Here is a 24,668-nt window from a genome sequence, read left to right as displayed (position 1 = left end):
TGACACATGTCGCTGAATTTCGTAGACTGTTAGAAACCGAATAAGGAAAGGTACGGTAAAATGAATGACAAAACTTACTCTTACTCACGTGAATCAATGTAGTGACGAGGTTTTTATCGAACAGTTAGGAGCCATTTATGAGCATTCATCTTGGGTAGCGAAACAAGTAAAGAACCATCGACCTTTTTCATCTGTGACAGATCTTCATCTAACTATGCGAGAAGCAGTGGGGGAAGCAGCGGATCAGGATAAGCTACATTTATTATGTGCCCACCCTAATCTTGGTGAAAAGATCCAGATGACTGACTCGTCTAAACAAGAACAGAGTCAAGCGGGTCTTACGCAATTAACGGCGGAAGAATATGAGCAATTTTCCACACTGAACAAACAGTATATGGACCGATTTAAATTTCCGTTTATTATTGCAGTTAAAGGTAAACAAAAGGATGAAATCTATGAACAGATGAACAACCGGATTCATAATTCAAAGGATGTTGAATTTCATACGGCGTTAAAAGAAGTTGATCAAATTGCTTTATTACGCCTACTTGACTTGATTGAAGAACACGAGAAATCATAAAAAAGAAATAGAATGTTAGATAATCTCATAAGGACAAACGATTTTCTACAATAGGTGCTACGATAGATTTATTTCATGATTTGCCGATGTTTTAGGGGGAATTAGATGTACGATTTGGTGATTCGAAATGGAAAAGTTGTAACCGAAAAAGGCGTTCAAGATGCTGATATTGGCATACAAAACGGTTTGATTATGGAGATCTCAGAAAGCATCTCTCAATCCGCTAAAACTGAAAAGGATGCAAATGGCCAATATGTTTTTCCAGGAGTAGTTGATGTGCATGTTCATCTTAATGAACCAGGACGTGTCTATTGGGAAGGATTTGAGACAGGATCTCAGATGCTTGCTGCTGGAGGCACAACGACATTTGTTGATATGCCGTTAAATGGTATACCATCAACAATTACGAAGCAGGATCTTTTAGATAAGGCAACATTAGGTGAGGAAAAGTCGATCGTAGATTTTGGCTTGTGGGGTGGACTTGTTCCGGGTAATCTTGAAGACCTTGCCCCATTATCAAAGGCAGGTTGTTTAGGCTTTAAAGCATTTCTCTCTCCGACTGGGAATAAGGAGTTTGAGTCAGTTGGTGACAAAGATTTAATTGAAGGCATGGATCGCATTGCTGAGCTTGGTAAGGTGCTAGCTCTGCATGCGGAAAGTGGTCCAATGACAACCTTTTTAACAGAACAGAAAAAAGAAAGCAGCAACTGACTTTTGATGATTATTTGGAGTCTCGCCCTATAGCGGCAGAGGTTGAGGCTGTTGAACGAGCGATTCAATATGCAACGATAACGGGGTGTCCCTTACATTTTGTGCACATTAGCAGTGTAGAGGCCGTATCAGTCATTGAACAAGCGCGAGCACGCGATTTGAATATTTCGCTAGAAACCTGTCCGCATTATCTGCTGTTTTCTCACGATGTACTAACCCAAAAGAATAATCTAGGAAAATGCGCTCCTCCTTTAAGGCAAAAAGAGGATCAGCAAAAACTGCGTCAGGCGATGAAAGCAAACAGAATTGATTTCTTAACGTCAGATCATTCACCTTGTGAGGCTGACTTAAAGGATGCTTCTACCTATAACATTTTTGATGCATGGGGCGGGATCAATGGTGGAGGATTAACGTTGCTTGGTGCGCTTCAATTTGCGATAGAGGAAGAGATTGATTTTCAGCATGTGGCGAATTGGACGGCCAAACATCCAGCAGAGAGATTTGGTATTGCTAATCGCAAAGGATCCATTCAAGAAGGAAAAGAGGCCGATCTGGTTTTTGTCTCGCTAGATGAGCATCTAGTAACACTCGATAATATGTATGCAAAACACCCGTTGTCACTTTATACAAATGAACGTTTCCAAGCAAGTATAGAATCTGTCTATTCGGCAGGTGTTGAGGTATTTTCTCGTAAGGTAGGACCGATTCAATCAAAAACAGGCAAGTGGTTGACAGCTTATTAACTTAATAAGCTGTTTCTTAAAATCTACTATAGGCGGAATATTTATATTATTCGGAAAGGATGTTGTTTATGTCAAAAAATCATCAAGCTACACCCGCATATGGAAAAGGAAGTGTATTAGCCTACCGAACCTATCTCCCATCCCTTACAGGAGTTAAGGTGATTCCAGAGTCATCATTTAAAGGCCGAGAAAATATCTTGTTTGCGGCAAATATAGAAGTAACTGTTGCTGGAGAGGCATTTCGCCCGTCTTTTTCTGAGGGGGATAATAGCTTAGTTGTAGCAACAGATTCAATGAAAAATTTTATTCAACGACACCTTGGTACATTTCAAGGAACAACAATGGAAGGATTTCTAGATTACACAGCTCGAGCGTTTTTAGATAAATACGATCAGATCTCCTCAGTTGAGTTAAAAGGAGACTTACTTAGTTTTGAACAGATGGATCGTACAATGTCAGAGGAACGAACTCCAAGTCAGCTAGTCTTTAAACAATCAAACAATGAACAATCACAAGCAACGATTCAAATCGAGCGTACAGCATCTGAATACGAGATAACAAAACAACAAAGCTCTTTAAAAGATTTACAGCTTATTAAAGTGCAAGGCAATTCGTTTTCTGGTTTTGTTCGTGATGAATATACAACCTTGCCTGAAGATTCAAATCGTCCGTTATTTATTTATTTGAATATCCACTGGACCTATGAGCATAATCACGAGGCATTAGGTGATCAACCTGCTAAGTATGTAGCTGCTGAACAAATTCGTGATCTAGCCGCTTCTATTTTTGACCAAACGCAAACAAAATCGATACAGCACCTCATTTATGTCATTGGCTGTAGCATTTTAAATATATTTCCTCAGTTACTTTATGTCAGCTTTGAATCACAGAACCACACATGGGATCTGATTGTAGATGACATTCCGAACTCAGAAGGAAAGGTCTACACAGAACCGAGACCTCCTTATGGCTTTCAACTATTTACAGTTACAAGAGAGGATGCCGCCAAAGAAAAAGCGCAACATGCGGCAGAGAGTGCACAGTAAAATGCCGGATGTGACCACTCATATATTAGACTTGGCAAGTGGAAAACCAGCTGGTCATGTAGAGATTGAGGTGTTTTTTCTCGAATCGAAAACAGAAAAAAGACAGGTGACAAGCCGAGTGACAAACAGTGATGGACGTGTGGATCAACCACTTGTTTCCGCGCAAGATTTTCAAGAAGGTGAATATGAGTTTCATTATTTTATTGGAGCTTATTTTCGAGAACAAGCACTGATTAAAGAGGATCCGCATTTTTTAGAGTGTATTGTGACACGTGTCTATTTATCTTCTAATCAAAAACATTACCATATCCCACTACTCGTTTCACCATGGGGGTACCAAGTGTATCGCGGGAGTTAACTAGTTTTTAAATGGAGGGGGCGTTATGGATGATTTGTATGCGATACTCGAGACTTTAGATAAGATAAAGCTTCCGGCTACACTCGCCACAATTGTTCAAGTAGAAGGATCAGCCTATAAAAAGGAATCCGCATGTATGCTAATTCAACAAGATGGTGAACAGATGGGAGTACTTAGTGCAGGCTGTTTAGAGCAAGATCTCATTGAACGTGTGAAAAATGGTGAGACAAACAAAAAGGTTACCTATGATATGAGTGGTGAGGATGACCTTTCATTTGGTGCAGGTGCAGGATGTAACGGTGTGATTCATGTCTTGATGGAGGAGTTGAATGATCGCTATCTAGAACACTTAAAGCATCTAAGTCAATTATTAAAAAGCGGTCGCTCGGTTTTACTAGCAAAACAAATCTCTCAAGCAACGTATCTATTTGTTCCAGATAGAGGAGAGCCATTCGGAACGTGGACTACCTACAGCAAAAGAGAGCTAGAACAGATAAAAACCAAATTTGCCGACCAAGATCAAAAAAGCGGAACGAACTATTTGCGGCGAAACGATGCTGTCTATGTGCACCTACTCAAACCAAAACCCAGACTCATTGTTTTTGGAGCAGGAACTGATGCCATACCACTTGTCTCAATGGCCGCAGGTGTTGGGTTTGAGGTCTATGTTTCAGATTGGCGCTCCGACCATTGCACGGTAGCTCGATTTCCAAAAGCAGCACAACTCATACACGGTTTCCCGCATGAAGCCGTTGACTCCCTTTCCATTCAATCCAATGATTTTGTTGTGATCATGACCCATCACTTCACTCATGATCAACAACTTCTGCAGTTGTTAAGGGGACGCGACCTACGTTATTTAGGTGTTCTTGGATCAACCAGACGAACGGCTCGGCTAGTGGGAGAAGAAGAGGTGCCAGCTGATCTGACATCGCCGGCAGGCTTGCCCATTCGAGCACAAGGAGTAGATGAAATTGCCGTAAGTATCGTTGCCCAAGCTTATCCAAGTGCTTCGGTCCCCTGTAACAAAAAATCAAGAGGTTCATGTTGTATGAAAATTGTAGGTGTGATGCTTGCCGCTTGGATTAAGCAGTCGTATGGGGCAAAACAAATTGCTTTTACCCATTGGCCAATCAAGCATGGCTGGATCTGTGTTAAACGAAGCACTTCAATCAGATTTGGACCATGTTGTGATCATCACCAATAAGGAGAAGGATCTGAGATGGGTACCAACTACTGATCATCAGGCGGATAAGCAGAAAAAGTGGTCATCCGTTGTCTGCCACGACTCTTCTCGTGGTCAATCCTACTCACTCAAATGCGGACTTGAAGAAGCGGAAAAACGTGAAGCAGATGCTGTTGTGATTTTGCTTGCAGATCAACCTTATATAAAAAAGGAGCTAATCAATCAATTAATTCATACATGTAACCAAGCACAAAACGTACAATTTGTTGCTTCGCGTACTCAAGGGGTTGCCCAACCACCCGTACTTTTCTCAAAAGAGACCTTTCCCGTTCTAAAACGATTGCAAGGAGATCGAGGGGCAGGTTCCTTATTAAAAGCACATTCACCCTTTACAAATGGCTATTTTCAGGAATGCTTGAGCTCTTACATGTTAAAAGATATTGACACTCCAGACGAATATCAACAATCGATCGTGGAAAAAAGGAGTTGATTAAATGGAACAGATGATGCCAAAGCCTGTGTCTGTTTGGCTTCCGAAAACGATTGAAGAAGCCTGGCAGTATAAAGAACGGTTTGGCACAGACGCTGAATATGTCGCTGGAGGAACGCTGATACAAGTAAAGCGAGAAAAACAAGGCGTGTTAGCTCCATACCTCATTAGTTTGCAGCAAATCTCAGAGCAGCAAAACATTCGTGAAGATGTTGAGGGAGAAATGCTTAACATAGGTGCAGGCGTGACGCTTAGTGAGTGCTTGGGGCACCCACTGCTGACAAAAAGAGCGCCGTTTCTGTTAGAAGCTATTTCTTCGATTGGTGCTCCTGCTATTCGTAATCAAGGAACAATTGGTGGAAATGTAGCGTATGGAATTGGTGATACGCTAATGGTTCTTCTTGCCAAGCGAGCTTTGGTGAAAACCTTCTCGAATGTAGGGTACAAAACACAATCATTAGAAGACTATCTTACTGAAAAATCTCCATCAATCCTTGTTTCTATTCATCTGCCTTTTATGGATCAAACATCAAGAAGTGCGTGGTTATTTAAAAAGATTGGTAGAAGAGAGGCGTTTATTCCTTCCACAGTGTCCATTGCCCTCTACCTAAGTTGGAATGAAGCAAATGAGTGTGAACAAGCTCGATTAGTTGTTGCTGGTGGTGAAAATACACCTCAGCGACTGGAGAGCTGTGAGCAACGTTTAATTGGATCTACTCTTAAAACCATTCATCTACCACAGCTAAAAAAGCAGCTGAAAGAAGAAATATCGCTAGCAGGTGATGAATTTACTTCTGAAACCTATCGCGTAACCGTTGCAGCGAACATCCTTCATCAAGGCTTATCTGATGTCTTTGATGCAATGTAAATGAAAGGGAGTGACAACACAATGATGAAACAGACAGATACGCGAAATCGCATCCGTCCAGACGGAAAAGCAAAGGTGACTGGTCGGTTAACTTATCTGACTGATCTCACACTGCCTAATATGCTGTTTGGAAAAATTCTTCGCAGTCCCCATGCTCATGCTAAGATTCGTCGTATTCGAACAGGAAAAGCCGAGCAAATTCCCGGTGTGCATGCCGTTTTGACCTATAAAGATGTGCCTGGTGTTAATGGATTTGGTATCATCATGCCTGATCAACCAGTACTATGTGAGGACATAGTTCGGTATGTAGGGGATGCCATCGCCTGTGTTGCTGCTGATTCAATTGAGATTGCGACATATGCGTTGACATTGATTGAAGTAGAGTATGAGGTGCTTCCTGTCATCGATACGATGGAAAAGGCTCTTGATCCGACATATCCAAAGCTTCATCCAGATGGAAATATCCTGCATAAGGCTGGACACCAAAGAGGCGACACGGAGCAGGCTTTCGCTAAATGTGCGGTAATTGTGGAGCAAACGTATGAGCTTCCAAGACAAGTACATGGCTATATGGAGACAGAAGGTGGAGTCATTGTTCCAGAAGAAGGTGGGCAATTAACCGTCTACGTTGGCACTCAACATGGCTTTAAGGATCAGTTTCAGCTGGCACGAATCCTCGATATGCCAGAATCAGATATTAGAATCGTTTCTTCGCCAATGGGAGGCTCATTTGGTGGGAAGGATGAGTTAAACATCCAACCTTATGGTGCGTTGCTTGCACTTGCAACAGGACGGCCAGTTAAAATCCATCAAACAAGACAGGAATCGATTCGCACCAGTATTAAACGTCACCCAATGAGTATCACGATGAAAACAGGTGTCGATCAAACGGGTCGTCTTTTAGCTCATCAAACGACAATTAAAGCAGACACAGGCGCCTATTCAACCTTAGGGCCAGCCGTGCTTGATTTTTCAGTTGAACATGCAACTGGTCCGTATGTCATTCCAGCTGTTCTTACAGAAGGCTTTTCTATTTTTACGAATAATGGAGTCGCAGGTGAGTTTCGAGGATTTGGCGGAAATCAGGTCACTTTTGCATTAGAGGGTCAAATGGATCGTTTAGCTGAGCAATTACAAATGAATCCTGAAGAATTTAAAAGGATGAATCTTCGGAATGCAAATGATGTTGGTCCACTAGGTCAACGTATTGCTGAGACAGAAGGCGCATCTCTTGTGTTAGAAAAAATCGCAACGTTGCATCAACAGGATGTAGCACAGACATCAGGCTCCTCAAATCATTCAGTTAGAGGCTATGGCACAGCGATCACCATGCATGGTGGAGGTTTAGGTTATGGAAGACTTGATCCAACTGGTGGCAGGCTTTCGCTTAGAGCAAATGGAAAGATTGAAATCGCATTTGGCTTTGAAGAAGCTGGCCAAGGGATCTTAGCGGTTATTGAAACGTTAGCATTAGAAGAACTTGAGTGTGACCTTCAAGACCTTTCGATCGTTATTGGTGATACAGCTCTGGTGCCTTCTTCTGGCTCCACAACCGCTTCAAGAGGAACAAGTATGGTTTGGCACTCCATACAAAAATTAAAGCAGCCTTTTAAACAAAAGCTGATTGAGTTGGCAGCAGCTCATACAGGCATACCTCAATCGGAATTAAGGCTTGGAAAAGCAGGCATTTGGTCAACAAAAAAAGAGGGCGACCAACCGGTCATGTCGTATCAGGATCTTGCCACACTACAAAATGAAGACATTGTGATAGACACACGTTTTGATTTTCCAACGACACCAGATCCAATTGATTCTGGTCATTTTTTGTACTCGTTTAGTGGGGTGTTAGCAGGTGTGGAGGTCGACTTATTAACCGGTAAAGTGAAACTAATTCAACTAGATCAGGCCATTGCCGCCGGTCCAGTGGTCAATCGAAACGGCTATATCGGACAGATTGAAGGCGGTGGAGCTATGGCCGTTGGCTATACGCTTATGGAGGAGGCGCTTATGCAGGGCGGGCACTATCTAACGACCAATTTTGATACGTATTTAATGCCTGGCCTCTCAGATATGCCTTTTTTGATGAAGACGATTCCGATTGAAGATCTACCAGAAAAAGATATATATGGCCCAAGAGGTGTCGGTGAGATTGGAACTGTTGGTGTGGCACCAGCGATAGCAAGCGCTGTTTTTAATGCCATTGGAGTCAGAGTCAATCAACTACCGATCTCCCCAGAATTTATTTTGCAGGCGCTTGAGGAAAAGGGAGGTGTGGCAATTGAATAGACACCTAAATAAACAAGATCCTGTAACTGAAATAAATGAATCAACGATCCATTTTCAAGTAAATGGCGAGTCAATCCAAAAGAAGCTACAACAAGCAAAACGACTTGTAGAGGTTCTGCGTGAGGATTGTGGGCTAACCGGAACAAAAATATCCTGCGGGGTTGGCAGATGCGGCGCATGTACGGTATTAATCGATGGCAAACTTGCGGCGTCTTGCCTTACTATGGCTTACCAAGCAGAAGGAACATCCATCACAACGATTGAACATTTATCAAAAGAAGACGAACTCCACCCTGTTCAACAAGCTTTTTTAGAAAATGGTGGCTTTCAATGCGGATACTGTACACCTGGGATGGTCATGGCGGTTGATGCCCTGCTAACTGCACATCAAAGCCCAACAGAGGAGCAAATAAAAGAAGCATTATCTGGCAACCTTTGTCGTTGCACAGGCTATGGTGGAATTGTTCGTTCGATTCAGCACATTCTTACACAAGAAAAGGAGGAGAGGCAGCATGAGTGATTCGGAGCACGCAATTTATTTTCGCAATGTTGGCAAAATATATCAAACTGGTACAAAGGCATTGGAGCAGTTCACGTTGCCAGTCGGAAAAGGCGAGTTTGTTAGTTTTTTAGGACCATCTGGTTGTGGTAAGTCAACGGCTTTAAAAATGGCAGCGGGTCTTGCTGAACAAACAGAGGGAGACATTATGGTGTTTGGCCAGACTCCTCAAGCGATTTTAAAAGCATCAAACGATATCGGTTTTGTTTTTCAGGAAGCAAATCTACTGCCTTGGCGAAGGGTGCTAGAAAATGTGATGCTGCCTCTTGAACTTAGAGGAGGGAGCAAAAAAGAGATTAAAAAAGAAGCGATCCGTGTTCTCGAAATGGTTGGACTCAAGGATTATCTAACGGCTTATCCGCGACAGCTTTCTGGTGGGATGCGGATGCGTGTATCAATTGCTCGTGCCCTTGCAGCTAAGCCTAAACTTTTGCTGATGGATGAACCATTTGCCGCACTTGACGAACTGACACGACAGACACTGCAGCGAGAATTACTGGAGATCTGGCAACGGGAGCATATGACGGTATTGTTTGTCACTCACAATGTCTATGAAGCTGTTTTTCTTTCTTCCGAAATTGCAGTGATGTCATCACGACCAGGCAGACTTTCCTCCGTTATAGACATTGATTTGCCTTATCCTCGGAATGAGGAGATTCGAACCAATCCGGCATTTGTCAGTTATGTTGAACAAGCTTCACTAACGTTAGAACAGGATACGAGCAGAAAGGAGACTGGCTAATGCCTTTAACAGAAGTAGAAGCAGTTAACCCGGTTAGAAGCACAAAGTCAAAGTCTATAAGTGGGTGGACCACATTTAAGGACTATTATGCGGGACCGATCATCGCCTTTATCTTGTTTTTGACTCTCTGGCAGGTGATTCCGATTTTGGCTTCTATTCCTCATTTTATCCTGCCAAAACCAACAGATGTGTTTCAGGCGGCAGTTAGCGATTGGTCGATTCTACAAGCGGCAATCCAGGTGACGGTTTTAGAATCACTAATTGGTTTTTTACTTAGTGCAATCATTGGAATCTCTTCTTCAGTCTTATTGGCAAGCTCAAAGATTATTGAACGCAGTCTGTATCCATACGCCATTGTTTTGCAAAGTATTCCGGTTGTAGCGGTTGCGCCGATTGTTGTCATTTGGTTTGGAGCTGGTTTTAATTCAATTGTTGTGATTTCCTTTTTAATCGGATTTTTCCCTGTGGTCTCTAATACGTTAATGGGACTTCAATCGGTTGATAAACAAATGGATGAGCTGTTTACGTTGTATCGCGCGTCAAGGTGGCAAAGAATGTTGCGCTTACGTATTCCGGCTGCTATGCCCTATATGATGGCCGGCTTAAAAGTATCTTGTACGTTATCGATCGTTGGTGCAATTGTTGGTGAGTATGTGGCTGGCATCGGTGGAGGAAATGGCGGCTTAGGCTATGCGATAACCGTCGCTGCGATTCAGGTGAAAACGCCATTTTTATTTGCTTGTGGAATTGCAGCCGCAGTTCTTGGAATTAGCTTTTATCTGTTGGTGAGCTTGTGTGCAAGATGGATGCTTGGAAGCTGGCATGAATCAGCCATGAAGGTAGAAAAATAAGAGATGGAGGTTGCTACTAATGAGACATTCTAAACGGATAAGTGCAGGCCTTATTGTGACAGCTTGGAGTGCTTTTGGCGGGTTGTGGAGAAGCTGTAGTTCCAGTGGGGACGGGGAGATTGATGAGTTAAAGCTCGTATTAAATTGGTTTCCGAAGGCGCAGCACGGGGGAGTGTATGCTTCACTTGAAGAGGACCTCTTTGAAGAGAATCAAATCGATCTCTCTGTAGAGCCAGGTGGTCCGCAGGTGTCTCCTATCCAAATTGTTGCGGCTGGTGACGCTGAGTTTGGACTGGCACATGCCGATCAGCTTGTTATAGCCAAGAATCAAGGAATCGATCTCGTTGCTATTGCAGCAACAATGCAAGGCAGTCCGCAGGCGTTTATGTTTCATGACGGTGTAGATATTCAAGATTTTGAGGATCTAAATGGACGAGAGGTTTTTGTTCAACCAGGTATTACATATTGGGATTTTTTAAAAAGCGAATACAATTTATCTAATGTACAAGAACTGGCGTATAACGGTCAAAACGTCACATTTATAGAAAACAAAGAATCAGTGACTCAAGCCTTTTTAACATCAGAACCATTTTTTCTTGAACGTGAAGGGGTCAAAACAAATACTCTTTTAGTCTCTGAATCTGGCTATGACCCTTATAATGTCGTGCTTTTTGTAACAAAGGACTATCTTGAAGAGAATGAAGAGCTAGTGCAACGGTTTGTGGATACCTACCTTGAAGGCTTGGATCTTTATGAAGAGAACTATGAAGCCATTAATGAAAAGATCACAGATGTAAATCCAAACATCGCTCTTGAAGAACTGAATTATGAGGCAGATACTCAATATGATTATGTGTACGGCTTTGACGCTGCCGAACATGGAACAGGATACATGTCAGCAGAAAAGTGGGAAGAGCTGAAGAATCAACTACTTGATATTGACTTATTAGATGAGGACTTTGATGTGGATTATATTTTCACAACCAAATTTCTCTCAAAGTAAAATAGCGATTAACATAAATGGGCCTTTCATCAGCAAATGAAGGTCCTTTTTTTACACAGATATTTAGTTAAAACAGCTAAAAAAACACACTATATTTAGTAGATTCACCAATGTATCTAACGTGAAAACTAGATAAACTAGGAATTACAGTGGGGCGAAGGAGGAAGATGACGATCGCACAACAGCATTCAATAGATCATAAGCAATCAATTGGAGAATGGATTAATTGGTTAGCTGATTATGGAAAAACAGAAGATGGTGGAGTGACAAGGTTACTGTATTCAGAGTCCTGGAAACAAGCACAATTATCCTTACAACAAGTCATGATTCAAAATGGCTTTGCCGTTCGCTTTGACGAGGTGGGAAATCTGTTTGCACGGTATGCTGGAACTGCCGAGCCAGGTTCTATTATCCTGACAGGATCACATATAGATACGGTACAAAATGGCGGGAAGTTTGATGGTGCGTATGGAGTCTTAGCTAGCCTAATTGCAGCGCATCAACTCTACGTTCAGCATGGACCACCTAAAAAAACGATTGAGGTTGTTTCATTGGCTGAAGAGGAAGGCAGTCGTTTTCCATTTACCTTCTGGGGATCAAAATGGATAACGGGACAAAGTACTTTAGCAGAGGCTCGTGAATTAGTAGATTCTGATGGTATTTCTCTTCAGCAAGCCATGGTTGATGCAGGATTTGGTGAGCCTATACCTCAAGCTGAAGTAAAGGAATCAATTGACGCTTTTATTGAACTTCATATTGAGCAAGGTATTCTTTTAGAAAAGAAGCAAAAAGATGTAGGCATTGTTAGCGATATTGTTGGACAACGACGCTACACCGTTCAGTTCACTGGTGAAAGTAATCATGCCGGAACGACCCCGATGTCAATGAGAAAAGATGCATTACGATTAGCAGCGGAGTTTATCACTTATATAACGGATCAATCCGAACAACTAGATCCATCACTAGTTGCTACAATTGGCCGACTCTCTGTCTCTCCAAATATGCCAAACGTTATTGCAGGTGGGGTCGAGTGTAGCTTAGATGTTCGTCACGCTGATTCTGAACTTTTGGATCAATTTGAAGACATTGTCGATCAATTTATGCAAACAGCCAAACAAAAAAAGATGGAGATGCAACTAGATTGCTGGCTAAAAATTGAACCAGTACATTTAAGTGATAGGCATGTGGAGATTGCCTATAAGCAAGCCGAAGCACTTGGTCTGTCTTATGAAAAAATGGTTAGTGGAGCGGGACATGACGCACAAGTTTTTGGTGCAACCTGTCCAACAACATTATTGTTTGTACCAAGCAAAAATGGAATTAGTCATTCTCCAGAAGAATGGACGGACACAGCTGCATTAGAGAAAGGCGTAGAGCTTTTAAAGAGTCAACTATATGCGCTAGCTTATGAGTGAGGAGGAGAAGCAGTGACCTATCAAGATTTATCTACACCTATGCGAACGATTTTAACACCTGGCCCAGTGGAAGTTGATCCAAGAGTATTACGAGTGATGTCCACTCCAATTGTCGGTCAATTTGATCCCGCTTTTACCGGAATCATGAATGAAGTAATGGAAATGTTACGTGCTTTATTTAAAACTAAAAATCGCTGGGCATTTCCGGTTGATGGAACCTCACGTTCCGGTATTGAAGCGATGTTATGCAGTGTCATAAAACCGGGAGATGTTGTACTTGTCCCAGTGTATGGCCGCTTTGGTAATCTGCTTATTGAAATCTGTGAAAGATACGGAGCAACTGTAGAGGTAATCGAACAGGAATGGGGCAAGGTTTTTGACCCAAAAGAGATCATCGAAGCTATAGATCAAGTGAAGCCGGATATCGTTGCGCTTGTTCATGCTGAAACCTCAACAGGACGTATGCAACCACTTAAAGAGGTTGGGCTTGCTTGCCGTGAGAACGACATCTTATTTATCGTGGATGCCGTCGCTTCTATTGGAGGTGTAGATGTTCGTGTGGATGAATGGTGTATTGATGGATTAATCGCAGGCACGCAAAAATGCCTATCAGTACCCTCAGGCATGGCGCCGCTAACCTATAACGAACGTATTGAAAAACGAATTACGGAACGAAAAAGAGTAGAGCGCGGAATTGCAACAGAGGAAGAATTAAAGCAATCCAATGACCAATTTATCCGCAGCAACTACTTTGATCTCTCCATGCTACAGGATTACTGGGGACCTCGCCGATTGAATCACCATACAGAGGCTACCTCCATGCTGTATGCGTTACGAGAAGGATTACGACTCGTTTTAGCTGAAGGACTTGAAGAACGATTTAGTCGACATCAATATCATGAAAAAGCACTCATATTAGGACTGGAAGCAATGGGTTTAGAACTATTTGGAGATGCTTCCGTTAAGCTGCCAACAGTAACGTGTATTCGTGTCCCAGATGGACTAGATGCAGATGCTGTAAGATCTATGCTCCTAGATCTATTTGGTATTGAAATCGCAAGCTCATTTGGACCACTTCACGGAAAGATCTGGCGAATTGGCACAATGGGTTACAGTTGCCGAAGAGAAAATATTTTAGCCGTACTCGGTGCACTTGAAGCCGTTCTTCTTTTTCACGGCGCCCCAATTCATAAAGGAAAAGCACTAGAAGCGGCAATTACCTATTATAAAGACTAGTTTCATAGGATCAAAAAAAGACGAAAGACACACTAGATAGTAGTGGCCTTTCGTCTTTTTGATGTGGGTATCAAGCCCCCGGAACTGCTTTTAAAGAAATAAGGAATAAAAATGAACATTTTTATATCAGATTAAATCATTGGGGTTTTATTCAAGAAGAAAGCTGGAGGAGCAAAAAAAAGTGGAGATTTACAAGAAGAATGAGCTTCGGATCAAGACTGAAGTTCTTGTTATAAGTGTGAGGTTCTTGCCAAAGTGAGCGATGTTCTTGCTATGAGAGGACCTTACTTACTTAGGTATTAGTTTCTCTTGCTATGAGCCCGAGTCACTTGCCAAAGTATTTGATCCTCTTGCCTAGGAAGGCAATCCTCTTGATGCCGCCTTCCTCATCTTGCTGCCTTACAAATTCCTCTTAGTAAATCCTAATTCTTAACATTACATTAAGACGTCTTAGACAATATGGGAGCTTGTTCCTTTGAAATGGGTGCAATAATCTCTCTTTGCTTTGAAATGGTAAACAACACAACCCAAATTAGAACAAATCCTGTAAATTGAGCAGTTGTCACGCTTTCTTGAAAGACAAGCCAGTTAACGAGCATACCGGTCATTGGAAAACTTAATTCGGCAAGTGTTGCAACTGAAGCTTTTGTATTGGTTAAGCCTTTGTAATATAGAAGCATGCTGAATAATCCTGGTAGTAGTGCTGATAATAAAAGGTTCACACCAATTAAAGTCATGGCCGTTGAATCGTTTGGCAGTGTCCACGCTGCATTTTGAACAAGCATAATGAGTGTGATAAATGGAATGGCTAATACAAACCGAAGTGAAGTGACGGTTTCAAATTTCATTTGTTTTAATAGCAATCGACCCATCACTGTTGATCCACCCCAAAGTGCAGCTGCGGCAAGTGAGAGGATACTTCCCATTTGAATGACTTCATCAAGATGTCCAATTGGTAAAGAGAAACCAAATGTTAAGAAATAGGTTCCAATTAATGCAACAACAACAAGAATCGAAAAATGTCTTGGGAACATTTCTTTCAATAAAATGCGAGCTAAAATAATCGCAAATAGTGGCTGCATTTTTTGAAGTAAAAGTACGGCATTAATATTTCCATATGTTAATCCAGCTGTAAAAAGTAATGTGGCAAGTGCGGAACCACCCCACGAGATAAATAGTAAGGCTCCAATATGACTCTTTTTTAAGCCTTTTAGTTCATGGCGATTTATCCATAGTATAGGAATCGTAATGAACGCTAAGAGTACATGCTCAATGAAAACAATTTGAGCGGACGTTAACGTATCGAGTAACATGACACGAAATAGAGGATTCACACCCCAAAACGCTGCACCTATTACAATCAGCCAAAATGTATTTTTTGATTTAAGACCTGTTTGTTCCATTATTCAAACCCCTTTTAGTTTGAATACGGCATCGTTCGTAAGAAATAAAAAAGACACATGGAGTTCGCTTGTTCTGATTAACCCGATAGATGTACTCGACAATCGGAATTTGAGGTCAGAAAAAGCATACACAAACATGCATCCTTAAAATAGATTCACCTAAATAAAGGCAAACTATCTCTTTATATCTTCTCCCATCCGGACTTTAACCGTCGGCTCTGGAGTTACACCAGATCAGTCCAAACTGCAAGCAGCTTGGAGTCGCGGGCTTTGTTTTCATAAAAAAACTTTACCGCCGGTCAGGAATTACACCTGCCCCGAAGATCCATATTCTTTTTTGAATTTCTAATATCACATATCATAGCTCTTTAATCAGAATTCGTCCAGTAAAAAGTTTTCCCATTTTTATCATTCGTTGAAATGGGTATAGAGGATTAATAAGTGTATGTGGGTGGATAACATTGGCTACAATAATGGGGTACGAACGTTCGTGTTTTCTGTGTTTATTCTATATAATTATGATATACTTATTTTATGTGATCATACGTTCGATTAGGAGGTTGACTTGTGGAGCAGAGAGAATTTGAACTTGTTTCTGATTATGAACCTCAGGGTGATCAGCCCGAGGCCATACGCAAGATTGTTGAAGAGCTAAATAAAGGTGAAAAATTTCAAACACTACTTGGTGCAACAGGTACAGGTAAGACGTTTACAATGTCTAATGTCATCAAGCAGGTCAATAAACCTACATTAATTATGGCTCATAATAAAACACTCGCTGGACAGTTATATAGTGAGTTTAAGGAATATTTTCCGAATAATGCGGTTGAATATTTTGTTAGTTACTACGATTATTATCAGCCGGAAGCATATGTTCCGAGCTCTGATACGTTTATAGAGAAAGATGCCAGTATTAATGATGAAATTGATAAATTAAGACACTCGGCAACAAGTTCGTTATTTGAACGTAATGATGTCATTATTGTGGCGAGTGTTTCGTGTATATATGGTTTAGGTTCTCCAACAGAGTATCGGGATCTTGTTCTATCTTTACGAGTTGGAATGGAGCTTGATCGCAATGAGCTCCTGCGAAAACTGGTAGATATTCAATATGATCGTAATGATATTAATTTTACTCGCGGAACATTTCGAGTACGAGGAGATGTAGTGGAAATTTTCCCTGCTTCCCGTGATGAACAGTGTATTCGCGTAGAACTGTTTGGTGATGAGATTGAACGGATCACTGAGGTGGATTCTCTAACTGGTGAGGTAAGAGGTGAACGCAAACATGTGGCGATTTTTCCAAGCCTCTCACTTTGTGACACGTGAAGAAAAATTAAAACGTGCGATGAAAAATATTGAAGCAGAATTGGAAGTACAGCTTGAGAAGATGCATGAGGAGGGTAAATTGCTTGAAGCACAGCGTTTAGAGCAACGAACTCGTTATGATCTTGAGATGATGGGGGAAATGGGTTTCTGTTCAGGAATTGAGAACTATTCGCGCCACTTAACATTGCGTGAAGCTGGAGCTGTCCCCTATACATTAATGGATTTCCTACCTGATGATTATTTATTGATTATGGATGAGTCGCATGTGACGTTGCCTCAAGTACGCGGAATGTTTAATGGTGATAAAGCTAGAAAAGAAATTTTAGTTAATCACGGATTTAGATTGCCTTCTGCTCTAGACAACAGACCTCTTCGCTTTGAAGAATTTGAAGAAAAAGTTAATCAGGTGGTCTATGTATCAGCAACACCTGGTCCATATGAGCTGAAAAAACGCCTGAAATGGTTCAGCAAATCATTCGTCCAACGGGGCTGCTTGATCCAACAATTGATATTCGTCCAATTGAAGGTCAAATTGATGATTTAGTTGGAGAAATTCACGATCGTGCGGCTCGTAATGAGCGCGTTTTAGTGACAACTTTAACGAAAAAAATGTCTGAGGACTTAACTGACTATCTAAAAGAGCTAGGCATTAAAGTAAGATATCTTCATTCAGAAATCAAAACGCTTGAACGGATAGAGATCTTAAGGCAACTACGTTTAGGTACATTTGATGTTTTAGTGGGAATCAACCTATTACGTGAAGGATTGGATATTCCTGAAGTGTCTCTAGTTACTATTTTAGATGCGGACAAAGAAGGCTTTTTACGAGCAGAAAGGTCTCTGATCCAGACAATGGGGCGTGCAGCACGTAATGCAAATGGACATGTCATTATGTATGCAGACAAGATGACTAATTCAATGAATGTTGCGATTGAAGAAACAACTCGTAGACGTAACATTCAGAAGGCCTATAATGATGAGCATGGTATTACACCACAAACCATCAAGAAGAAAGTGCCTCAGCTTATCCAAGCTACGTATGCAGCTGAAGAGGAAGAAGAATATACGGCCTCAGCTGCTCCAAAAGCTAAACTCAGTAAAAAAGATAAGGCAGCCATGCTGAACGTCTTGAAGCTGAGATGAAACAAGCTGCCAAAGATCTGAACTTTGAGCGCGCAGCAGAACTACGAGATATTGTTATTCAAATGAAAGCGGAAGGGTGAGCACATGGCACAGGAAAACATTGTTGTAAAAGGAGCTCGTTCTAACAACTTACAAAATATTGACGTCACTATTCCACGAGATAAGCTTGTTGTATTGACCGGTCTTTCAGGATCGGGAAAGTCTTCACTGGCTTTTGATACCATTTATGCAGAGGGACAGAGACGGTATGTCGAGTCTCTTTCTGCATATGCTCGTCAATTTTTAGGTCAAATGGATAAACCAGATGTGGATTCCATTGATGGGTTATCTCCAGCGATATCGATTGATCAGAAAACGACTAGTCGTAATCCAAGATCAACGGTTGGTACGGTTACAGAAATTTATGATTATCTACGCTTACTCTATGCAAGAATAGGACGACCATATTGTCCGGAGCACGGCACTGAAATATCCTCACAAACGATTCAAGAAATGGTGGATCGTTTGTTAGCATATCCTGAACGGACGAAGATGCAAATTCTAGCCCCGCTTGTTTCAGGAAGAAAAGGGACACATGTTAAAGTTCTTGATGATCTGAAGAAACAGGGCTATGTGCGTGCCAGAATTGATGGGGAGATGCATGAAGTAGCGGAAGAGATTGAACTTGAAAAGAACAAAAAACACACAATTGAAGTTGTTATTGACCGTGTAGTTATTAAGGAAGCAATTAATAGTCGACTGGCTGATTCCTTAGAAACGGCCCTGCAGCTAGCAGATGGACGAGTGCTAGTTGATGTGATTGATGGAGATGAAATTCTCTTTAGTCAGCATTATGCCTGCCCAATTTGTGGCTTCTCTATTCCGGAGTTAGAGCCACGTCTGTTTTCATTTAACAGTCCTTATGGTGCGTGTGGAGGTTGTGATGGTTTAGGAACCAAACTTGAGGTTGATTTAGATCTAGTCATTCCAGATAAATCAAAAACCTTACGAGAACACGCAATTGCTCCATGGGAACCTGTTAGTTCACAATACTATCCTCAGCTACTTGAGGCTGTGTGTGAGCATTTTAGTATTGATATGGACACGCCTGTGGAAAAACTTCCAGATGCGCAGCTTGATAAGATTCTTAAAGGAAGCGGCAAAGAAAAGATCTTTTTCCATTATGAAAATGAATTTGGTCGTGTAAGAGAGGGCACTGTTGAGTTTGAAGGTGTTTTAAAAAATATCTCTCGCCGTTATCATGAGACAAGCTCGGATTATATTCGCGAACAAATGGAAGGCTATATGCGCCAAAAACCTTGCCCAACCTGCAAAGGATATCGATTAAAAAAAGAAGCGCTGGCCGTTAAAATAAACGAAAAACACATTGGTGAAGTGACGTCTATGTCCATAAAGGACGCGCAGAATCATATCATGAATCTTGATCTGACTTCTAAGGAACGATCAATTGGAACATCGATCTTAAAAGAAATTCACGACCGTGCCGAGTTTCTAATCAATGTAGGATTAGATTACCTAACGTTTTCAAGAGCGGCAGGTACTCTTTCAGGTGGTGAAGCCCAACGAATTAGGTTAGCTACACAAATTGGATCCTCATTAATGGGTGTGCTATATATTCTTGATGAACCGTCTATTGGACTCCATCAACGAGATAATGACCGTCTCATTCGAGCACTTGAACATATGCGTGATCTAGGAAATACATTAATTGTTGTGGAGCATGATGAAGACACAATGATTGCAGCAGATTATATTATTGATGTGGGACCAGGGGCTGGCGTCCACGGTGGAACAATTACATCGGTTGGAACACCAAAAGAAGTTATGCAGGATACAAACTCACTAACAGGAAAGTATCTGTCAGGGGAGAAATTTATTCCTGTTCCAGAGAAACGAAGAGAGTTAACGGGTCGATCTTTTACAGTGAAAAAGGCAACAGAGAATAATTTGAAGAATGTCAGTGTTAGTTTTCCGTTAGGCGTTTTTACGGCAGTTACAGGTGTTTCTGGATCGGGAAAAAGTACACTAGTGAACGAGATTGTTCATAAGTCACTCGCTCATTCAATTCACCGTGCTAAGGATAAGCCTGGTGCGCATAAAGAGATTGTAGGTATTGATGAGATTGATAAGGTCATTGATATTGACCAATCGGCTATCGGAAGAACACCTCGCTCTAATCCGGCGACGTATACTGGAGTTTTTGATGATATCCGTGATGTGTTTGCAATGACAAACGAAGCAAAAATTCGCGGTTACAAGAAAGGCCGTTTTAGCTTTAACGTTAAAGGTGGACGTTGTGAAGCTTGTCGTGGAGATGGCATTATTCGTATCGAGATGCATTTTCTCCCGGATGTTTATGTGCCGTGTGAAGTTTGTGATGGAAAGCGTTATAATCGTGAAACGTTAGAGATTACGTATAAAGGAAAAACGATTTCTGATGTGTTGGAAATGACTGTGGAAGAGGGACTTGAATTCTTCACAAATATTCCTAAAATCAAACGAAAAATTCAAACTTTAGTTGATGTTGGGCTTGGTTATATTCGTTTAGGTCAGCCAACGACAACAATCTCAGGTGGAGAGGCTCAACGAGTGAAGCTTGCGTCTCAGCTTCATAAACGAGCAACCGGTCGAACCCTTTATATTCTGGATGAACCAACAACAGGGCTTCATACAGAAGACATTGGTCACTTGTTACATGTATTGCAACGATTAGTTGAAAATGGAGATTCGGTGCTTGTCATTGAACACAATCTAGATGTGATCAAAACAGTGGATCATATTATCGACCTTGGTCCTGAAGGTGGGGATAAAGGTGGTCAGATTGTAGCAGAAGGCACCCCGGAAGAAGTAGCGAAGGTAAAAGGATCCTATACAGGACAGTATCTGGCTCCTATCCTAAAAAGAGATAAGGAACGGATGCGTTTGAGACTTGAACAAAAAGAATTACAGCAACAATCGTAATTCCTTGAAACATTAAACCCAGTTGCACGTATAAACTAGTAAGAATCATAAGGTTACTACTAAACGTACATTGAGGAGTGAAAGTATGGAAGAGAAAAAGATGATCCTAAAGATGATTGAAGATGGAAAAGTGACGGCTGAAGAGGGAATTAAGCTGCTTCAAGCTATTGAAAAGGATGAATCAACATCAAGTTCCACACAGCTCTCAACTGAAGTGAATTGGGAAAAAGGAAACGAGTCTAGAGATCAAAAAGCCAAATCAGATGCTGGGACGTATGCAACTAAATTTACGGACTTTGTTGAAACTGCTTTTAAGAAAATCAAGGACGCTGATTTCGATTTTAATTTTGGTTCACACGTTGTAGTCGATCACACGTTTCACCATCGAAATGAAACGCCAAGTGTCATTGACGTTTCATTAGAAAATGGATCTATTACATTGGTTCCATGGGAAGAGTCCGATATCCGTGTTGAGTGTCAGGCTCATGTGTATCGTGTGAAGGATTCTGAAGAGGCGAGACGTATTTTTCTTCAAGAAACAGCATTCTCTTTTGAAGATAGTAAATTACAGTTCCGTTCAAAAATTAAGTCACTTAAGATTAAAACAACCATCTATGTGCCTAAAGCAGATTACGATCGCGTGAAGCTGTATAGCTTTAACGGTGAAATATCGGCAGCTGATCTTAAAGTAGATACACTTGAAGTGAACACATTAAATGGCGCATTATCATTTGAAGGTGTTCAAGCCAAGAAGGCGAATGTTGAAACGGTGAATGGAAGCATTCATCTAAAGGAATCAAACATTCATCTTGTTGATGCAAAAACGTTAAATGGTGCCGTCTATGTGAGCGGAAAAGTGCAGGATGCTGACATTGAAGCAATCAACGGAACCCTTACCTATGAGCTAAACTCTTTGGATGAAGCCGGTTTTGCAGAATTAAAAACAACAACTGGAACGATTCATGTGAAAGTAGCTCCAAGCATTCGTCTTGAAGGAAAGTTCAAGACAAATGTTGGAAGTTTCTCAAATGACATGGCTGATTATGAAGTGCTTGAGGAGAAAAAGGATTTTGCAAATCGATTGCTTCATTTTGTTGGGAATTCTAGCTCCACTCCAAGGGTAAAAGTAAGTGCAGTTTCTAATACTGGCTCGATCAAGGCAAAAGATTTAGTATAAGAAAGTAAAAAAGATCTGCCAGTTTACGGACTGGCGGATTGCTTTAGATAGAAAGAGGGTCTCAAGATGAAAAAATTGTATCGATCTCAGAATGACCGGAAAGTAGCTGGCGTTTGTGGAGGTTTGGCTGAGCAGTATAACTTTGATGTCTCTATTTTACGTATCATTTGGGCTTTGGCAGCTATTTTCACCTCAGGTGGTGCTGTGATTGTTTATATTGTGATGGCACTCATCGTGCCAAATGAAGAGGATGTAAGTGAATGATTAAATTTATTGTAAGTCTTGTCTTAAATGCATTTGTGTTATTATTGATTGCGTATTTGTTTGACGGTGTGAATATCTCTGGGTATGGTGCTGCTTTTATCGCTAGCTTTATACTAGCGATATTAAATGTGACCATTCGACCAATCTTGATTGTTCTTACCTTACCAGCAACTATTCTGACGTTAGGTTTGTTCCTACTTGTCATTAACGGTATCACATTATATTTGGCATCATGGTTTATGGGTGATTCGTTTACAATCAGTAGTTTTGGCTTAGCATTGCTTGCTTCAATCATTTTAACGATTTTTCAAACATTGCTTATTAACCCAATCAAATCAGCCAACTCATAAGAGCTATATAAAAGGATACATCAGCTTATATGATGTATCCTTTTCCTTTTGAAACTAAAAAAATAGGAAGCTTGAATGTTTCGACCTAAAACGTGCTAAAATGGGTGAGTAGATGGTGAAATGAATGAAGCTTGCTGAAGGGGTTGGACAGAATGGCAAAAGTAACAGCGAATGATCTGTTAGAGAAGTTTCAATTTGAATTAGTAGCCGGTGAGGAAGGCATATACCGTCCGATCACAACAAGTGATATCTCGCGTCCAGGCATTGAAATGGCTTGTTTTTTTACGTATTACCCAGCTCGAAGACTGCAATTAATTGGACGTACGGAGTTATCTTTTTTTAAACAGTTAAGTGACCAAGAGAAAAAAGAGAGAATGCTGAAATTATGTACATATGATACACCCGGTGTTATTTTATCTAGGGGACTGGAAGCACCTAAAGAGTTGGTGGAAGCAGCTGAAGAAATCGGTGTACCAGTATTAAGATCTACACATACAACGACACAACTAAGTAGTCGATTAACTAATTTCCTTGAAGGGCGTCTTGCTCCGCTGACAGCAATGCATGGTGTACTTGTTGATATTTATGGAATTGGTGTATTGATTACCGGTAGTAGTGGAGTGGGTAAAAGTGAAACAGCCCTTGATTTAGTGAGAAGGGGCCACCGTTTAGTTGCCGATGATTCAGTTGAAATTAGGCAGCAAAATGAAGATACCTTAGTTGGACATCCACCTGAACTAATCCGTCATTTGCTTGAAATACGTGGACTGGGTATTATTAATGTAATGACGCTTTTTGGTGCGGGGGCGGTTCGACCATTTAAACGAATTAGTTTGTGTATTAATTTAGAAAACTGGGATCAAGGTAAGGCTTATGACCGCCTAGGTTTAGATGAAGAAACACTTAAAATCTTTGATGCGGAGATACCAAAATTAACGGTTCCTGTTCGACCAGGACGAAACCTAGCTGTTATTATCGAAGTTGCGGCAATGAACTTCCGATTAAAGCGTTTAGGTTTTAATGCAGCACAAGAGTTTTCCGAACGCCTAACAGAAGTTATTCAAGATGGCGACCGTGACGAATATTAACTGATAATGTTGTCAAAAAAATGAGGTGTTCAAATGAATGAAAATGTACAAGCATTAGATCGAGTGTTTTTTGAAATAGGACCATTCACTATTTATTGGTACGGGGTCATTATTGGCTTAGGTGTGTTGTTAGGGTATTTGCTAGCCTCAAGAGAAAGTATAAAAAGAGGGTTACCAAAGGATATCTTTGCAGATCTTCTATTGTTTGCTCTGCCTATTGCGATTATTTCCGCGCGTATCTACTATGTTATTTTTAGATGGGATCAGTTTGCTGATGATCCGATTCGAGTGTTTTACATATGGGAAGGCGGCATCGCCATTCATGGCGCATTAATTGGATCGGTTATTACGGCAGTCATTTTTGCTCGTAAACGAGGAATTTCATTCTGGAAGCTGGCTGATGTGGCTGCGCCTAGTATTTTACTTGGGCAAGCAATCGGACGTTGGGTAATTTTATGAACCAAGAGGTTTATGGAGGAGAAGTGACAAGAGGTTTTCTTGAAGGACTTCATCTGCCAACCTTTATTATTGATCAGATGTACATTAATGGAACCTATTATCATCCAACTTTCTTATACGAATCGATTTTAAGTTTTATCGGTGTAGCCCTTTTATTATGGTTACGTCGTGTCAATTTACGTGAAGGTGAACTTTTCCTTGGCTATGTTATCTGGTATTCCATTGCTCGATTCTTTATCGAAGGTATACGACTAGATTACCTGCTAATTGGAGATGTACTTAGAGTGGCTCAATTACTTTCCGCTATCTTAGTAGCTGGAGCCATTGCCTTAATCCTTTACCGACGTGTAAAAGTGAATCCTCCTGGCTACCTTGATCAGGATGGAACGACGAAAAAAAAGAAGTAGAGAGGACGGTTCG

At 41.1% G+C, this 24,668-nt stretch carries 19 protein-coding genes, 3 pseudogenes and 1 riboswitch; of the genes and pseudogenes, 21 read left to right on the top strand and 1 reads right to left on the bottom strand.

Going from position 1 to position 24,668, the window contains the following annotated elements:
• Positions 1-64: 64 nt before the first annotated feature.
• From uraD to NDM98_RS09260, 14 genes and pseudogenes are all read left to right on the top strand, one after another.
• The gene (gene uraD / locus NDM98_RS09330; protein WP_251606688.1) at positions 65-580 is read left to right on the top strand and encodes a 2-oxo-4-hydroxy-4-carboxy-5-ureidoimidazoline decarboxylase; all 516 of its coding nucleotides are present in this window, start codon (positions 65-67) and stop codon (positions 578-580) included.
• A gap of 105 nt (positions 581-685) precedes the next feature.
• Positions 686-2,034 (top strand): annotated as a pseudogene (gene allB, locus NDM98_RS24620) (allantoinase AllB).
• A gap of 68 nt (positions 2,035-2,102) precedes the next feature.
• Complete coding sequence (gene pucL, locus NDM98_RS09315; RefSeq protein WP_251606680.1) at positions 2,103-3,080, top strand: factor-independent urate hydroxylase; 978 nt, start codon at positions 2,103-2,105, stop codon at positions 3,078-3,080.
• Positions 3,070-3,438: a hydroxyisourate hydrolase gene (gene uraH / locus NDM98_RS09310; RefSeq protein WP_251606677.1), complete on the top strand. Its 369-nt coding sequence runs from the start codon at positions 3,070-3,072 to the stop codon at positions 3,436-3,438. Before pucL ends, uraH begins: the two co-directional genes overlap by 11 nt.
• A 25-nt stretch (positions 3,439-3,463) precedes the next feature.
• Positions 3,464-4,645 (top strand): XdhC family protein, encoded by a 1,182-nt coding sequence (locus tag NDM98_RS09305; protein ID WP_251606673.1) that lies wholly within the window; start codon positions 3,464-3,466, stop codon positions 4,643-4,645.
• On the top strand, positions 4,578-5,114 hold the full coding sequence (locus tag NDM98_RS09300) for an NTP transferase domain-containing protein (RefSeq protein ID WP_251606670.1): 537 nt from the start codon (positions 4,578-4,580) through the stop codon (positions 5,112-5,114). Before NDM98_RS09305 ends, NDM98_RS09300 begins: the two co-directional genes overlap by 68 nt.
• Positions 5,115-5,118: 4 nt before the next feature.
• Positions 5,119-5,982: an FAD binding domain-containing protein gene (locus tag NDM98_RS09295; RefSeq protein WP_251606667.1), complete on the top strand. Its 864-nt coding sequence runs from the start codon at positions 5,119-5,121 to the stop codon at positions 5,980-5,982.
• A 24-nt stretch (positions 5,983-6,006) separates the two neighbouring features.
• On the top strand, positions 6,007-8,268 hold the full coding sequence (gene pucD / locus NDM98_RS09290; protein ID WP_251609054.1) for a xanthine dehydrogenase subunit D: 2,262 nt from the start codon (positions 6,007-6,009) through the stop codon (positions 8,266-8,268).
• The gene (locus tag NDM98_RS09285; RefSeq protein ID WP_285803903.1) at positions 8,261-8,788 is read left to right on the top strand and encodes a (2Fe-2S)-binding protein; all 528 of its coding nucleotides are present in this window, start codon (positions 8,261-8,263) and stop codon (positions 8,786-8,788) included. Before pucD ends, NDM98_RS09285 begins: the two co-directional genes overlap by 8 nt.
• Positions 8,781-9,569 (top strand): ABC transporter ATP-binding protein, encoded by a 789-nt coding sequence (locus tag NDM98_RS09280; protein WP_251606664.1) that lies wholly within the window; start codon positions 8,781-8,783, stop codon positions 9,567-9,569. The genes NDM98_RS09285 and NDM98_RS09280 overlap by 8 nt, the downstream gene beginning before the upstream one ends.
• Positions 9,569-10,420, top strand: coding sequence for an ABC transporter permease (locus tag NDM98_RS09275; RefSeq protein WP_251606661.1), 852 nt, complete (start codon positions 9,569-9,571; stop codon positions 10,418-10,420). Before NDM98_RS09280 ends, NDM98_RS09275 begins: the two co-directional genes overlap by 1 nt.
• Positions 10,421-10,439: 19 nt before the next feature.
• On the top strand, positions 10,440-11,423 hold the full coding sequence (locus tag NDM98_RS09270; RefSeq protein WP_251606658.1) for an ABC transporter substrate-binding protein: 984 nt from the start codon (positions 10,440-10,442) through the stop codon (positions 11,421-11,423).
• Positions 11,424-11,590: 167 nt separating this feature from the next.
• Positions 11,591-12,838 (top strand): M20 family metallo-hydrolase, encoded by a 1,248-nt coding sequence (locus tag NDM98_RS09265; RefSeq protein ID WP_251606655.1) that lies wholly within the window; start codon positions 11,591-11,593, stop codon positions 12,836-12,838.
• A 12-nt stretch (positions 12,839-12,850) separates the two neighbouring features.
• The gene (locus tag NDM98_RS09260) at positions 12,851-14,074 is read left to right on the top strand and encodes a (S)-ureidoglycine--glyoxylate transaminase (protein ID WP_308807698.1); all 1,224 of its coding nucleotides are present in this window, start codon (positions 12,851-12,853) and stop codon (positions 14,072-14,074) included.
• 440 nt (positions 14,075-14,514) lie between these two features.
• Here the strand turns inward: NDM98_RS09260 and NDM98_RS09255 are convergent, their stop codons facing one another.
• A complete protein-coding gene (locus NDM98_RS09255) occupies positions 14,515-15,477 on the bottom strand; it encodes a DMT family transporter (protein WP_251606652.1) in 963 nt (320 codons plus the stop codon).
• Between the two features lie 182 nt (positions 15,478-15,659).
• A riboswitch (FMN riboswitch) is annotated at positions 15,660-15,806 on the bottom strand.
• Between the two features lie 238 nt (positions 15,807-16,044).
• Here NDM98_RS09255 and uvrB point away from each other — a divergent pair.
• The 7 genes and pseudogenes from uvrB (at position 16,045) to lgt (ending at position 24,655) form a co-directional block, all read left to right on the top strand.
• Positions 16,045-18,029 (top strand): annotated as a pseudogene (uvrB, locus tag NDM98_RS09250) (excinuclease ABC subunit UvrB).
• 4 nt (positions 18,030-18,033) lie between these two features.
• Positions 18,034-20,910 carry an excinuclease ABC subunit UvrA gene (gene uvrA, locus NDM98_RS09245; RefSeq protein WP_251606649.1) on the top strand — a complete coding sequence of 959 codons (2,877 nt, stop codon included), beginning with the start codon at positions 18,034-18,036 and terminating at the stop codon, positions 20,908-20,910.
• Between the two features lie 85 nt (positions 20,911-20,995).
• Entirely contained in the window at positions 20,996-22,087 is a 1,092-nt protein-coding gene (locus NDM98_RS09240; protein ID WP_251606646.1) for a DUF4097 family beta strand repeat-containing protein, read from the top strand.
• Positions 22,088-22,153: 66 nt separating this feature from the next.
• The gene (locus NDM98_RS09235; protein ID WP_251606643.1) at positions 22,154-22,351 is read left to right on the top strand and encodes a PspC domain-containing protein; all 198 of its coding nucleotides are present in this window, start codon (positions 22,154-22,156) and stop codon (positions 22,349-22,351) included.
• Positions 22,348-22,701: a phage holin family protein gene (locus NDM98_RS09230; protein ID WP_251606640.1), complete on the top strand. Its 354-nt coding sequence runs from the start codon at positions 22,348-22,350 to the stop codon at positions 22,699-22,701. Before NDM98_RS09235 ends, NDM98_RS09230 begins: the two co-directional genes overlap by 4 nt.
• A 152-nt stretch (positions 22,702-22,853) precedes the next feature.
• Positions 22,854-23,789: an HPr(Ser) kinase/phosphatase gene (gene hprK / locus NDM98_RS09225; RefSeq protein WP_251606637.1), complete on the top strand. Its 936-nt coding sequence runs from the start codon at positions 22,854-22,856 to the stop codon at positions 23,787-23,789.
• A 33-nt stretch (positions 23,790-23,822) separates the two neighbouring features.
• Positions 23,823-24,655, top strand: a pseudogene (gene lgt / locus NDM98_RS09220) (prolipoprotein diacylglyceryl transferase).
• Positions 24,656-24,668: the final 13 nt, after the last annotated feature.

It is taken from the genome of Alkalicoccobacillus plakortidis, from assembly GCF_023703085.1.
GTDB classification, from domain to species: Bacteria; Bacillota; Bacilli; order Bacillales; family Bacillaceae_D; genus Alkalicoccobacillus; species Alkalicoccobacillus plakortidis.
The sequence above is the reverse complement of the archived record's forward strand: the minus strand, read 5'-3'. Positions and strand labels throughout refer to the sequence as shown.

What these genes read in the sequence shown, in the direction of transcription:
- uraD (WP_251606688.1), top strand. Translation starts at nt 65, where the DNA reads ATGACAAAACTTACTCTTACTCACGTGAATCAATGTAGTGACGAGGTT.
- pucL (WP_251606680.1), top strand. Translation starts at nt 2,103, where the DNA reads ATGTCAAAAAATCATCAAGCTACACCCGCATATGGAAAAGGAAGTGTA.
- NDM98_RS09305 (WP_251606673.1), top strand. Translation starts at nt 3,464, where the DNA reads ATGGATGATTTGTATGCGATACTCGAGACTTTAGATAAGATAAAGCTT.
- NDM98_RS09300 (WP_251606670.1), top strand. Translation starts at nt 4,578, where the DNA reads ATGGCTGGATCTGTGTTAAACGAAGCACTTCAATCAGATTTGGACCAT.
- NDM98_RS09295 (WP_251606667.1), top strand. Translation starts at nt 5,119, where the DNA reads ATGGAACAGATGATGCCAAAGCCTGTGTCTGTTTGGCTTCCGAAAACG.
- pucD (WP_251609054.1), top strand. Translation starts at nt 6,007, where the DNA reads ATGAAACAGACAGATACGCGAAATCGCATCCGTCCAGACGGAAAAGCA.
- NDM98_RS09280 (WP_251606664.1), top strand. Translation starts at nt 8,781, where the DNA reads ATGAGTGATTCGGAGCACGCAATTTATTTTCGCAATGTTGGCAAAATA.
- NDM98_RS09275 (WP_251606661.1), top strand. Translation starts at nt 9,569, where the DNA reads ATGCCTTTAACAGAAGTAGAAGCAGTTAACCCGGTTAGAAGCACAAAG.
- NDM98_RS09270 (WP_251606658.1), top strand. Translation starts at nt 10,440, where the DNA reads ATGAGACATTCTAAACGGATAAGTGCAGGCCTTATTGTGACAGCTTGG.
- NDM98_RS09265 (WP_251606655.1), top strand. Translation starts at nt 11,591, where the DNA reads ATGACGATCGCACAACAGCATTCAATAGATCATAAGCAATCAATTGGA.
- NDM98_RS09255 (WP_251606652.1), bottom strand. Translation starts at nt 15,477, where the DNA reads ATGGAACAAACAGGTCTTAAATCAAAAAATACATTTTGGCTGATTGTA.
- uvrA (WP_251606649.1), top strand. Translation starts at nt 18,034, where the DNA reads ATGGCACAGGAAAACATTGTTGTAAAAGGAGCTCGTTCTAACAACTTA.
- NDM98_RS09240 (WP_251606646.1), top strand. Translation starts at nt 20,996, where the DNA reads ATGGAAGAGAAAAAGATGATCCTAAAGATGATTGAAGATGGAAAAGTG.
- NDM98_RS09235 (WP_251606643.1), top strand. Translation starts at nt 22,154, where the DNA reads ATGAAAAAATTGTATCGATCTCAGAATGACCGGAAAGTAGCTGGCGTT.
- NDM98_RS09230 (WP_251606640.1), top strand. Translation starts at nt 22,348, where the DNA reads ATGATTAAATTTATTGTAAGTCTTGTCTTAAATGCATTTGTGTTATTA.
- hprK (WP_251606637.1), top strand. Translation starts at nt 22,854, where the DNA reads ATGGCAAAAGTAACAGCGAATGATCTGTTAGAGAAGTTTCAATTTGAA.